Source organism: Acinetobacter sp. YH01011, assembly GCF_013420785.1.
GTDB lineage: Bacteria > Pseudomonadota > Gammaproteobacteria > Pseudomonadales > Moraxellaceae > Acinetobacter > Acinetobacter towneri.
The window spans coordinates 1-12,964 of record NZ_VOYG01000025.1 but is presented as its reverse complement, the minus strand read 5'-3'; the positions used below and the strand labels follow the sequence as shown (position 1 = coordinate 12,964).

Below are 12,964 nucleotides of genomic sequence, written 5' to 3'. Positions count from 1 at the left end.
GTTCCATTTTAGAGATTTGTTTAAGATAAGATATAACTCATTGAGATGTGTCATAGTATTCGTCGTTAGAAAACAATTATTGTGACATTATTTCAATGAGTTATCTATTTTTGTCGTGTACAGAGAAAAATTTTAATGATTGTTTTCAGCTATAAGTGAAAGTTAAAGCATTTTATAAAAGTGAATAAAATTTAAGTTATTGAGTGAATAACATAAATTTTCAAAATAAAAAAACAGAGCTTAAAATTAAGCTCTGTTTTGGATTGTACTCAAAAGGAGTGACTTAGAAGCTATAACGTGCCATAAAGCCTACACGGTCATCACTGAATTTTTGACCTTTGAAAGTTTCACGCTCACCATTGATATATTCAATACCTAAATCGACTGGTTTTACAGGTGAATAGATAAAGTTAATCCACGCTTGTTGTACTTTCTCATTAGCATCATCATTTATACGCGCATAGTCTGTACCATCATCGGCAAATAAAGCACCGTAGGCTAAAGTTGAACGTAGTTGTGGTGAGAAATTATAGGTTGCACCCACTTGTACACCAATCGTTTCATTTTGCTCAATGCTATTACCATCAACTACAAATGCTGTGTTATTACCATATAAGTAATTGCTGTTACCTTTTACATATGATACGTCTGCAGATACTTTTAAAGGTTCTGCAACTTGATAATTCGTACCTACAGCAGCACCCCAACCAGTTTTATCATCATTTGCCGCTTCTGATTTGTAATGTTCAACCAATGCACGTGCAGAAGCTAAACCTTTACCATCAGCAAAACCTTGAGTCACTTTTGCTGTTAACACCGGGGCACGATAAGTTACATCACTATCTGTAGCTGAACTATTCCCTTCTTCAGCCGAAACAAATAATTCTGTTGCAGGCGCTAATTTTTGGCTATAACGTATTTGTGGCACACGTGCAGTACCACCTGATCCACCAATGTTCGTACTAAAGTCAATCATTTCTGGCGCATGTACTGAAGCAAAGCTTGAAGTCGTTTGACCAAATAACCAGTTATTTAAAGTCAAATAAGCATGACGGATACGCAAGTTGTCAGATCCGCTTGCAAAGTCAACCTCAACTTTACCGCCTACTTTGTTGTCACCAACAGGTGTATTAAAGTCTAAACCTAAGCGGGTGACTTTTGCGGTAGCACGTAATTTGTCACTTGCTTCTTCTTTACTTGTATGTGCTGAGTTAAAGTCATTATCCGCACCTTTAATAATATAGTTTGCATCACCACGGATCGAACCATAAATAGATACGTCTGCACCAGATTTAGACTTTAAGCTGCTTAATACACTTGCAGGTGCAGCAGGTTTCGCCTGTTGTACTTGGGCAATTTGAGTTTGCTGCTGTTGTTGTACTTGCTGTTGTTGCTGAATTAACGATTTTAACGCTTCAACTTCTTGACGAAGTTCTTGAATTTGTTGTTGCTCAGTTTTTGCTGCGTGTGCAGTACCTACCATTAATGTTGTAACGGCAATAGCTAAACCTTTGATCATAAATTGACCGTTGAGTAATTGACTCATTTATCTCTCCAAAATAAAACAACGCTGCATCCGTGCATGATGATTTTGTTCGTCATCTATCGATTTCACATCGAATTATAAAAATGGCTTAAAAATCAAAACACTTTTGCCAAATAGTCCAAGACACCCAAATATTTAAAATATTACAATTTGTGTCATTTATTACAGGCTTCAATCTATCAAGTTATGACGTTTATTAAAATCAGTTTTCCCGAATAAGAAATCACAATTAATCATAATTACAGATTCAAACAATTAAACCATATAAAATTCAACACCTTAAATAGGTTGATTATTCAAGTATTTACACCACCATTAGACTATTGTATATATTTCAGTTCTGTTAAAAAGCCCGATTTTTGCGAAAAAAATCACCATTTGAAAAAGTATTGACCTCAACTCAGTCTGATTGAGGTTGCAAAATATGAAAAACGGCAAACATCCCAAACCCAATAAATAGCAGCATTAATACAGCCATATTCAGCAAAGCACTGCCTGTTAAAAAGTTGAGTAACACCCCACCAATCAAGCCACAAAAGAATTGCACACTGCCCATGACCGCACTGGCTGTTCCTGCACGTGCGCCCTGTTTTGCCATTGCCAGTGCCATAGCATTCGGGCCTGTAAAACCAATCCCAGACACAGCAAGAAATAAACCGACCATCACCAATGCCAAAGGTGCATACCCCAAACTACCTGCAAGCAGTAGAATGACCGCACCACTCAGTTGAATCATGCTGCCCAATTTTAAGCGTTGTAACACACCCAATTTGCCACTGATTTTTTTATTCAGGGTCGAAAACAGCATAATACCAATCGCATTGGCACCAAACACATAAGCAAAAGCTGTTTCACTCAAGCCATATTGATCCATCATGACTGCACTTGAACCGCTGATATAGCAAAACAATGCCCCACCAGTCAGACAGCCTGCCAACATTGGAAAACGAAAATCACGATCTTTTAAAATGGCAAAATATAAGGTCAGTACTTGCTGAAAGTTCAAATTTAAACGACGTTCTTTCGCCAAAGTTTCTTTAAAAAAGAAGTGCACACATAAACAGCAAATAATTCCAACGCAGGTCAGCACTACAAAAATAGCTTGCCAATTCATCCATCTAAGTACCCATGCGCCCAGCGTAGGTGCAATAATGGGCGCAATGGTCATCACAATCATCATGCTCGAAAAAGCTTGAGCGGATGTTTGCAAATCTAAGCGATCACGAATAGCTGCTCGTGCAATTACCACACCCACACAGCCACCCAAAGCCTGCAAAATACGTGCAGCAATCAGTCCCCATTCATTTTGTGCAAACACACACAACATACTGGCGAGTGAAAATAGTGCCAAGCCAAAATATAAAGGCGGCTTACGTCCAATCCGATCACTCAGCGGCCCGTAAATCAGTTGACCCAATGCCAAACCTAAAAAGTAGGCAGGCAAACTGTTTGCGACCATTTGGGTCGATACGCCAAACTCGCTTGCCATAACGGGCAAGGCAGGCAAATACATATCAATCGATAAAGGCCCAAGCGAAGTCAATAACGCCAACAATAAAATCCACGCAGTCGAATATTGCCGCATGTTGGGTTGTTGCGCAGATGGTGGCGTACTGCTTGAACTTGGCAGCGTTTTCGATATGCTCATATTTTATGATGAAATGACAGATGTACAGACAAGCTTACACGCTCCATAGTATGATTTGTTGTGATCAAAGATGAATTTTCACATATTAGGCACTCTAAACATCTCATCTACAGTTACAATGTACGCAAACCTTCATCTTGCAGCATAAATCTCTGTTTAGACAGAAAAGTTTACTTAAAGGAATGATGTTGAAACCTTGGCTGATAAAGCTCAAACAAGCGACCTATAACACCACATTTATGTATAACATCCGCATGCTCATTGCATTTGCGGGAACTGCTTTTGTTCCCTATTTTATGGGGATGCAGCTTGCCACTATTCCTTTAACTTTAGGTGTGCTTGCCGCAGGTTTGAGTGATATTGATGACCGTTTTTCGGTGCGTATTGTCAATCAGCTCTATACTTATATTGGTTTCTTTGTTACCGCCACATCAATTCAGTTTTTATTTCCGCATCCTATTTTATTTGCTACAGGCTTAATCCTGTCGTGTATTGTCTTAATTTTGCTCGGTTCGCTCGGACGACGTTATGCCACCATTTCTTATGGCTGTTTGGTAGTATCGGTCTATTCCATGCTTGGCGTCAACCTATTTGATGACTGGTACATGCAGCCGCTGCTTTTGGTTTCGGGCGCAATTTGGTACGGCTTAATTTCGACCATCAGCTTTTTACTGTTCCCTGTTCGTGCCTTACAAGACAAACTTTCACTCAGTTATTCTTCTTTGGGTGATTTTTTATTTGCCAAATCAAATCTATTTGATGTGGATATGACTGCACCGAGTTATCAACAAAGTATCATTGATTTATCACTTGAAAATGGCAAATTAATTGCGATTTTTAACGACTTAAAAACCGCTTTACTGACCCGTTTAAAAGGTGACCGCGGGCAAAAAGATACCCGACGTAGCTTACAGTATTACTTTGTCGCACAAGACATTCACGAACGTGCCGACTCTGCACATATTGATTATCAAAAACTGGCGAAAATATTTCAGCACAGCGATATTTTATTTCGCTTCCAACGCATTTTGTCGATTCAGGGCAAAGCCTGTAAAGATTTAAGCGAAAGCATTTTGCACCGTAAACCTTATGTGCATAACAAGCGTTTTAAACATGCTTTTGAAAATCTTAAACAGTCTTTAGAAAAACTGCGCAGTGAACAGCAATATGACCAAGTCTGGATTAATGCATTGTTTGCCCTATACCAAAACCTGAAATCTATTGATGCTCAATTGCGTAACCTTGAAACCGAACGCAATATTAAACTGGATAAATCAAAACATATTGAACAACAACTGAAAGATGACGACTTAAAAAGTTGGGATGATATTGTCATTCGGATCAAGCAGCATTTAACCCCAGAATCGGTCTTGTTCCGCCACGCCATTCGTTTGTCGATTGTGCTGTTGATTGGCTATATTTTTGTGCAAGTCACCAATATTCAATATGGCTACTGGATTTTACTGACCGCCCTGTTTGTGATGCAGCCCAACTTTAACACCACCAAACGACGTTTACGTTTGCGTATTATTGGGACGTTGGCAGGGATTGTAGTCGGCTACACCATTTTATATTTTGTACCATCTGTAGAAGGACAATTACTGGTTTTAGTGATTAGTGGCATGTTGTTCTTTGAATTGCGCAGTAAACAATATGCACAAGCCACTGCCTTTATGACCATTTTGGCGCTGATGAACTTTAACCTAGAGGGTTTAGGCTATGCTGCAGCCGTACCACGTATGGTCGATACCTTAATTGGTTGTGCGCTAGCATGGTTTGGCGTGAGTTTTATCTTCCCCGATTGGAAATTCCGCCGTCTATCACGCACGATTCGCCGCTCACTCACCGCGCAATGTGGCTATTTGGCAGAAGTGATTGAACAATATAAAAATGGACGCAACAACGGTTTGAATTATCGTGTCGTGCGCCGTGCTGCTCATAATACCGATGCAGAAGTTGCTTCACTGATTTCAACACTCGCCACCGAACCTGATTTTGACCCCAATCAAAAAGCTCAAGCCTTTGAGTTCTTGTGTCTAAATCACACCTTTATTAGCTATATTGCTGCACTTGGTGCACATCGTGACAAAATTGACGATCAGGAAGTCTTGCAACTGCTCGATCAAGCAATGGACGATATTCAAGGTGCTTTACTGAAAGATGAAACGCCAGATTTAAGCGCACAAAACATGCTGCAAACCATTCGTCAGCGTTTAAGCCAAAACAAAGAAGAAGATCAAAAATCATTGATTATTTTGCAGCAATTATCTTTGATGATGAGTATCTTGCAGCAATTAAGTCGCTTAAAACAAAGTTTAAGCCACGAACATGATCAGGACGCAACTGAACTGGCGTCTTTATAAACAATCCTGCAAACGGTCAGTGCCTACTTATTCGCCCTAAGCTGCACAAGTATTCACCGACCTTAGCATGATTTTGCGACAATATACTCACTGCATGACAGCAATTAATGCTAAACTTTTTATAGTTTTAAATTTGTTAGTTTCACTATGACCGCGAAAAGTTTATACGCCTATACCCTACAGCCTGTGATCTACGAAGTTTCTGAAGAAGAACAACGTCACGCACAACTGGTAATTTGGCGCAGTACCAATAAAATTGGCATGAAAGCATGGATTATTATGGGTGTGATTGTTGCCCTTTCCATTTTAGGCATTCTGCTATTAAAAAATTATTCGACAATTTTCTGCTGGGTTGCCATTGTCTGTGTGGTGCTCTACCTGCTCGTGCGTAAATACGGCTTGGAATGGTACGTTAAGCGAAAAATGAATGAATTTCCTGTTCAAGAAATTAAAGGGATTCGTTTAGGCGTACAGCCGCACGGTATCGTGATGCGTCAGCAAATGGGCGCTCAAGAAGGCGTGGGTGCAATTGGCTGGAAAGATGTGTATGAATGGTACAACACCCCTGAATTTATTTTGATGAACTTCAAAGTAAAAGGTCAGCAAGGTGCTTATATTCTGCCTAAGCGCATGGACAGCAAGAACTTTTCGTTCAACACCATTCGCAAGCATTTGACTGAAGCTGCAGGCGAAGCCAAGCAAATCTAAATATCCCTATTTAAAAATAAACCTCTATCCCCTGTGATGGAGGTTTTTTTTGCTTAAAATTAAAACAATGAACGATAATGAGAATAAATAGCATTTGCATTAACTTCATCTCTGCATTATTCTGCATCACAATTCATACTCAACAACCAACGCTTATGCTGAAGAAAGCCTTTTTCCAAATTCACTGGTTCCTTGGTATTACTGCAGGACTGATCTTGTCACTCATGGGCGTGACAGGTGCGATTTATTCCTACGAACAAGAAATTCTAAAATGGATGAATCCGAACAGTTATCAGGTACAAGTTGAGCAGAAAGCCAAACTAAGCCCTGCAGAAATTTATCAACATTTTCAGCGTACCCAACCTGACTATAAAATTAATAGCATCACCGTTGCAAAAGACCCGGCTGCATCTTCAAGCATCAATATTGCGAAAGAAGGTGCAAAACGTGGACAAAATATCCTGATTAATCCTTACTCGGCAGCAGTGTTGCCTGAAATTCGGGGACGTGAATTTTTCCAGTTTATTCAGCAATTACACCGCAACTTAACCGTAGGGCCTATTGGTAAACAAATTACAGCCGCATGTACCCTCATGTTGTTGTTCTTTGTGTTAAGTGGCATTTACCTACGCTGGCCGAAACGCCATTCATTTAAACAATGGTTTGCGATTAAACCACAACTCAAAGGTCGTAATTTTATTTGGGACTTACATGCCGTAGTGGGCACGTGGGTCGTGATTTTCTATCTAGTTTTGGCATGCACAGGACTGTATTGGTCGTATGAGTGGTGGCGCAATGGCATGTTTAAAGTCATGGGTGTGGAAAGACCACAAGCGCAATTGCAAGCAGATGGACGCAACAAACCTGTAAATTCAAATGCTCAAGCACTTCATCAGGCTGCGCAAACACAAACTGCAGGACGCCGCGCAAACACTACAAAACCAGCCAAGCAGAATACGCTGGATCAGGCACAAATCAATCTGGCATTGACGAAGGCATGGCAACATTTCCCGCAGCAATTGGGGCAGGATTATTCCAGTATCACTTTTAATGTGCCTAAACACGCCAATAGTGAAATTGAAATTAACTTTGTCGATGTCATTCCACAACATGAACGTGCCCGCAATAACGCAACTTTTGATTATCAACAAGCACGTATTACTCAACTTGAATTATATGCAAACAAACAGCTTAATGAAAAAATCATGAGCAGTATGCTACCTGTGCATCGCGGTAGTTTCTTTGGACCTGTTTATCAATTTTTGGCCATGCTTGCTGCCTTGATGATGCCGCTGTTTTTCGTCACAGGCTGGATGCTATATTTAAAACGACGTAAACAAAAGCGTTTGACTCTTGCTGCACGTCAAAACCAAACTCAATTTAAGATTGACCCAAATGCTGAACACTGGCTCATCGTCTATGCTAGCCAAACAGGTACTGCCGAACAATTGGCATGGCGCACTGCAACGAGTCTGCAAGAAGCACATCAGCCTGTCACAGTCAAAGCTCTGCAACATCTCAGCCTTGAAGACCTTAAAAACACCACCCAACTGTTATGTATTGCCAGCACCTATGGCACAGGTGATGCACCCGATTTGACCTCAAGTTTTGTGAAAAAAATCCTACCGCAAACCTGTGACCTGAGTCATTTGCGTTATGCAGTACTGGCTTTAGGTTCACGTGAATATGCAGATCATTACTGCCGTTTTGGACATACGATTGCTGCATGGCTGCAACGTAATCAAGCACATGCCTTGTTCAATACCATTGAAGTAAATAATGCCAATCCTGCAGACATACAGCGTTGGAATCAGGCTTTGGTACAGGTCACACAACTTGACTTACCAAGTATGCATATCGAAAAAACTTTTGATACATGGACCTTACAGCAACGTGACTTGCTAAATCCCAACAGTTTAGGCGCACCCGCCTTCAATATTGAACTGTTAGCACAACATGATGTGCATTGGTCTGCAGGTGATATTGCAGAAATTCAGCCTGAAAACAGCACTGCACGGATTCACGCCTTTTTAAAACAGCATCAACTCGATGCCAATACAATTCTTGCTGATGGTCAGCAAACCTTAGTACAGGCTTTGGCAGATAAAGACCTCACCGCGCCAATTCAGACATTTAAAACTGCGGATGAATTATTGGCACAACTTTCACCCTTGCCTAGTCGTGAATATTCAATTGCCAGTATTCCTTCACAACAGGTTTTAAGACTTGTGGTGCGTCAAAAATTCGATGCTCAAGGCGAGCTTGGCTTAGGTTCAGGTTGGTTAACTGCACATGCTGCACTTGGGCAAAATATCGCATTACGCATTCGCAATAATCCATCTTTCCATTTAATTGATGATGACCGCCCAATTATTTGTATTGGCAACGGTACAGGGCTTGCAGGATTAATGAGCTTATTGCATGCACGTACCCGCCTGAATTACACCCAAAACTGGTTGTTTTTTGGTGAACGTCAGCAAGCGCACGATTACTTTTATCAGCACACCATCGAGGCTTGGCAAAGCACAGGTATGCTACAACGCCTTGATTTGGCCTTTTCCCGTGATCAAGCCGGAAAAGTCTATGTACACCATAAGTTACGCGAACAGGCTGAAGAATTAAAACGCTGGATTGAACAAAATGCCGTGATTTATGTCTGCGGTAGCATTCAAGGCATGGCCAGTGATGTCGACCAAGCCTTAAAAGATATTTTGGGTGAGACTCAACTGGAACAATTACGTCAGCAAGGACGTTATCGCCGAGATGTGTATTAGGATTTGTTGACACTTTTTAAATGGCTTGCGCTGTAGCTCTATAGCTAAAACTTGGCAATTCACCCAAGTTTTATCCATAGCCTCAGCCGAAACATAATTCAGTTGAGGCAAAATTTTTCAGCAGCTTCGGCTATACTGTTTGTACAGCATCACAGTACAATAAAATTATGCAAGGCATGCAAGCAAGTCACGTACAAACACAATTTAGTCTATTTAAAAGAATATTGAGTAGCCTAATTGGATTAATTTTAGTATTGGATGGTGCCTATCTCATCAGCTTAAAGAAAATTCATTTCGGCACCGTTTTACCTGTTTTAATAGGCATGATGCTGCTGTGTTATGCCATTTTCTATACTTGGATTCAAAGCTACTTAAAACAACATACACGCTTAGATTGGCTGTGGAAATTCGGTTGGGGCGTATTTTGGCTGTGGTGCATCAGCCTGCTGATCTTTTTTACTTATATTCATTTCAGTACACAGCAGCAAAATACTGTAACCAACAATGCTAAAGTGGTGATTGTACTCGGCAGTGGCATTGAAAATGGACAACCATCGCCCACGCTCGCCAAACGACTGGATACTGCAGCCGCGTATGCCTTGGAGCATCCTCAAAGTTATTTCATTGTTAGTGGTGGCCCTGCATTTGCGGAACAACTCACTGAAGCACAGGTGATGTCTAATTATTTGCAACAACGTTATGCAATTGCAGCATCACACATTATCTTGGAAACCCAAAGCACCAGTACGGCACTTAATTTGAAAAACAGTCAGCCCTTGCTGCATACATTAGGCACAGATAAAACCCAACCGATTATAATTGTCACCAGCGACTTTCACACACCACGTGCAGCAGCCATTGCCAAACGACAAGGATACACACAGTTCAGCATGCTCAGTGCAACGACACCACTCTATACCCGCTATAACGCATGGTTACGCGAGTATTTTGCTTATATCAGTGGTTGGCTGCTGAATGAGTATTAAAAATAAAATCTAGCAAGCAGATCGCTTAATTCAAACGTATCGAGCGTGGTAAAGGAATTTGCATATCTTTAAAAAATTCAGGTTTTTGCATATACACCTGATACAAATAATTTTTTAGATCAAGCAATAACTTTTCAGGGGCAACCAATACATTCTGCCCTTCTGGGCTTAGATTCATCGAAATATTGGTGGCTTCCTGACGTAAAAATGGAATCACTTTTTCAATAAAATCTTTCAGTGAAATTTCTTCGACTTGATAATTGGCCCAATTGTCTTTAATTAACAGTTTTGCCAGACTTTTATTTTGCCACATTGCAAAAGCACGTTGCCCTGTAGGCGTGGCACAGAGCGCCCAGCCATCTTCATACAATGCAAAAACATGCCCCTGAGACACAATGGTCTCAATAAATTGCTTGTAAATATCTTGTGCATTATAAGTTTGCGTTGCTTGCTTAGATGCAGCTTTACGTTGATAAGGATTTCGCATAAGTCACGGATATTAGTATTATTATTAAATAAAAATTTTAGGCGAATTTATTGCAATACGCAAGTAATATAAGATAAATGAGGATGAAAGGATATGGTGGGCGCTGACGGGATCGAACCGCCGACATTCTGCTTGTAAGGCAGACGCTCTACCAACTGAGCTAAGCGCCCTGAAGATTAAAAAATAACATCGTTATTTTTTATGATGCAAGACAAGCAAAGAACGTCGTCTTGAACTTTGAAATACATTTTTCACATCAGGGAATGAAAAATGGCGCAGCGGACGGGGCTCGAACCCGCGACCCCCGGCGTGACAGGCCGGTATTCTAACCAACTGAACTACCGCTGCAACGGTAATTGCGTAAGCAATTAAGGTCTTTTTTGTATGTATGCCAAGCATAAATACTAAAATATGGTGGGCGCTGACGGGATCGAACCGCCGACATTCTGCTTGTAAGGCAGACGCTCTACCAACTGAGCTAAGCGCCCTGATAAGATCAAAACAATATTTTGTTCTGATTTTGCAAAACTGTCAAACTTTGCATCATTTCAGTTTAAGTCTATCAGGCAACCTAAACTTTTCTTTTGAATGGCGCAGCGGACGGGGCTCGAACCCGCGACCCCCGGCGTGACAGGCCGGTATTCTAACCAACTGAACTACCGCTGCATCGCAAAAGAATCTGGTGGGCGCTGACGGGATCGAACCGCCGACATTCTGCTTGTAAGGCAGACGCTCTACCAACTGAGCTAAGCGCCCTCAAAAGCAATTTATGTAAATGGCGCAGCGGACGGGGCTCGAACCCGCGACCCCCGGCGTGACAGGCCGGTATTCTAACCAACTGAACTACCGCTGCACTTACACAAAGTCACTATTGTGGTACAAACAATGGTTAAAGAATCTTAAGTGGCGCAGCGGACGGGGCTCGAACCCGCGACCCCCGGCGTGACAGGCCGGTATTCTAACCAACTGAACTACCGCTGCACGTAAGAATCTATAACGTAAAGGCTTGGTGGGCGCTGACGGGATCGAACCGCCGACATTCTGCTTGTAAGGCAGACGCTCTACCAACTGAGCTAAGCGCCCTTAACGTCTTTATCGTTTGTGAGGTGCATTATAGAGAATCTTTACCGCCTGTCAAACGCTTTTCGGCTTGTTTTCAGTTTTTTGTGACTGAGTGATTAAAAAATAGGTGATCCGCTATAAAAACAAACAAATTCTGCAAGTTATTTTAGTTTTCAAGCAAAATTAATGTGCTTTTCAACTTGTTAGCGTTGCACTCTACCTGCTCAATGTATTGGTTTTTTATGTTGCGATGAATACAACTTTATTCAATTGACTCGCACCATCAACGCACCATCAACCAAGCAACCCTAAGCTATTTAAATCTAGCTTGTGTTCAGAAATATAAACCAAGGCTTTTTCTGGAATCAGTTCAAACAATTCTAAAATATCGTGGTTACGCATCCGAATACAGCCATGCGATGCAGGAATTCCCATCGGTTCTGTGTCTGGTGTGCCATGTATATAGATATAGCGCTGAAAAGTATCGCAGCCAATGCCTTGATTAAAACCTTCTTGCAAACCACTGAGCCATAAAATGCGGCTTAAAATCCAGTCTCGTTCAGGAAATTGTTCAGCTAAATCTAAATTGTAAATTTCACCTGTCGGTTGACGCGCAATAAATACTGCATTTTCAGGTTCATTTTCACCAAATTTTAAAGCGACTTCATGCCAGCCACGTGGTGTTTTACCACTATTTTCAGTTTCACCAATGCCATTCACACCACTCGAGATGACGTAGAGTTTCTGATGCTTCGGCAAATATAAAGTTTGCTCGGCTAAATCAATCAAAATATCTGCTTGTGTGTATAAAAAAGACATTGCGCTACCCTATTCTTCTTCTTTCGTGGGCGGCTGTGGTTCAGGACGTAACCACAACCAAATACACACCACCAACATGGTGGTATTGGTAAAAATTTTGACCGCAACGGGCGCAGTTGTGAACAGCATGATCACGGCACTAATACTCATCATGATCGTTGCAAACCATTTGGCTTTACGCGGTACAGTACCATTGGCGCGCCAATCTCTGAGTGTACTGCCATATTTAGGATGATTCAGTAACCAGTTGTCCATTTGCGGCCAACCGCGTGACGATGCCCAAGCTGCTAAAATCAAAAAAACTGTAGTAGGCATACCCGGCAACAATGCACCAATAAAGCCAAGGATGACAAAGATCACCACTAAACTTCGCCATAACAAGCTTTGCATACCACTGTCCTAAACTACGAATTGCGGTAGTATAAAGCGTTTTTTAATTTTCCGTTCTCTGTACACGACAAAAATAGATAACTCATTGAAATAATGTCACAATAATTGTTTTCTAACGACGAATACTATGACACATCTCAATGAGTTATATCTTATCTTAAACAAATCTCTAAAATGGAAC

The 12,964-nt window shown here is 41.2% G+C and carries 9 protein-coding genes and 8 tRNA genes; 4 read left to right on the top strand and 13 right to left on the bottom strand.

Features of this window, described 5'->3' with window-relative positions:
- Positions 1-283: 283 nt before the first annotated feature.
- Both FTT78_RS13210 and FTT78_RS13205 read right to left on the bottom strand, forming a co-directional pair.
- Positions 284-1,546 (bottom strand): DcaP family trimeric outer membrane transporter, encoded by a 1,263-nt coding sequence (locus FTT78_RS13210; protein ID WP_180044533.1) that lies wholly within the window; start codon positions 1,544-1,546, stop codon positions 284-286.
- Positions 1,547-1,946: 400 nt separating this feature from the next.
- Positions 1,947-3,131, bottom strand: coding sequence for a multidrug effflux MFS transporter (locus FTT78_RS13205; protein WP_131261542.1), 1,185 nt, complete (start codon positions 3,129-3,131; stop codon positions 1,947-1,949).
- A 251-nt stretch (positions 3,132-3,382) separates the two neighbouring features.
- Here FTT78_RS13205 and yccS point away from each other — a divergent pair, with 251 nt between their 5' ends.
- The 4 genes from yccS to FTT78_RS13185 all read left to right on the top strand — a co-directional run bounded on the left by yccS (position 3,383) and on the right by FTT78_RS13185 (position 10,025).
- On the top strand, positions 3,383-5,557 hold the full coding sequence (yccS, locus tag FTT78_RS13200) for a YccS family putative transporter (protein WP_180005964.1): 2,175 nt from the start codon (positions 3,383-3,385) through the stop codon (positions 5,555-5,557).
- A gap of 147 nt (positions 5,558-5,704) precedes the next feature.
- Entirely contained in the window at positions 5,705-6,265 is a 561-nt protein-coding gene (locus FTT78_RS13195; protein ID WP_004977388.1) for a YcxB family protein, read from the top strand.
- Positions 6,266-6,420: 155 nt separating this feature from the next.
- Positions 6,421-9,039 carry a sulfite reductase flavoprotein subunit alpha gene (locus FTT78_RS13190; RefSeq protein ID WP_180044535.1) on the top strand — a complete coding sequence of 873 codons (2,619 nt, stop codon included), beginning with the start codon at positions 6,421-6,423 and terminating at the stop codon, positions 9,037-9,039.
- A gap of 167 nt (positions 9,040-9,206) precedes the next feature.
- Positions 9,207-10,025, top strand: a complete 819-nt coding sequence (locus tag FTT78_RS13185; RefSeq protein ID WP_131261500.1) for a YdcF family protein — start codon at positions 9,207-9,209, stop codon at positions 10,023-10,025.
- Positions 10,026-10,050: 25 nt separating this feature from the next.
- On the opposite strand, the gene FTT78_RS13180 is transcribed toward FTT78_RS13185, so the two are convergent.
- From FTT78_RS13180 to FTT78_RS13130, 11 genes are all read right to left on the bottom strand, one after another.
- Complete coding sequence (locus FTT78_RS13180) at positions 10,051-10,512, bottom strand: DUF2750 domain-containing protein (RefSeq protein WP_004977378.1); 462 nt, start codon at positions 10,510-10,512, stop codon at positions 10,051-10,053.
- 94 nt (positions 10,513-10,606) lie between these two features.
- Positions 10,607-10,682: transfer RNA gene (locus FTT78_RS13175), tRNA-Val, on the bottom strand.
- 101 nt (positions 10,683-10,783) lie between these two features.
- Positions 10,784-10,860, bottom strand: a tRNA-Asp gene (locus FTT78_RS13170).
- Between the two features lie 64 nt (positions 10,861-10,924).
- Positions 10,925-11,000 (bottom strand) — tRNA-Val (locus tag FTT78_RS13165).
- 101 nt (positions 11,001-11,101) lie between these two features.
- Positions 11,102-11,178: transfer RNA gene (locus FTT78_RS13160), tRNA-Asp, on the bottom strand.
- Between the two features lie 14 nt (positions 11,179-11,192).
- Positions 11,193-11,268: transfer RNA gene (locus FTT78_RS13155), tRNA-Val, on the bottom strand.
- Positions 11,269-11,288: 20 nt separating this feature from the next.
- A tRNA-Asp gene (locus tag FTT78_RS13150) sits at positions 11,289-11,365 on the bottom strand.
- A gap of 51 nt (positions 11,366-11,416) precedes the next feature.
- Positions 11,417-11,493, bottom strand: a tRNA-Asp gene (locus FTT78_RS13145).
- Between the two features lie 26 nt (positions 11,494-11,519).
- A tRNA-Val gene (locus tag FTT78_RS13140) sits at positions 11,520-11,595 on the bottom strand.
- 273 nt (positions 11,596-11,868) lie between these two features.
- Entirely contained in the window at positions 11,869-12,393 is a 525-nt protein-coding gene (elsL, locus tag FTT78_RS13135; protein WP_131261501.1) for a cell wall-recycling L,D-carboxypeptidase ElsL, read from the bottom strand.
- A gap of 9 nt (positions 12,394-12,402) precedes the next feature.
- Entirely contained in the window at positions 12,403-12,783 is a 381-nt protein-coding gene (locus FTT78_RS13130) for a YbaN family protein (RefSeq protein ID WP_004968265.1), read from the bottom strand.
- Positions 12,784-12,964 lie beyond the last annotated feature (181 nt).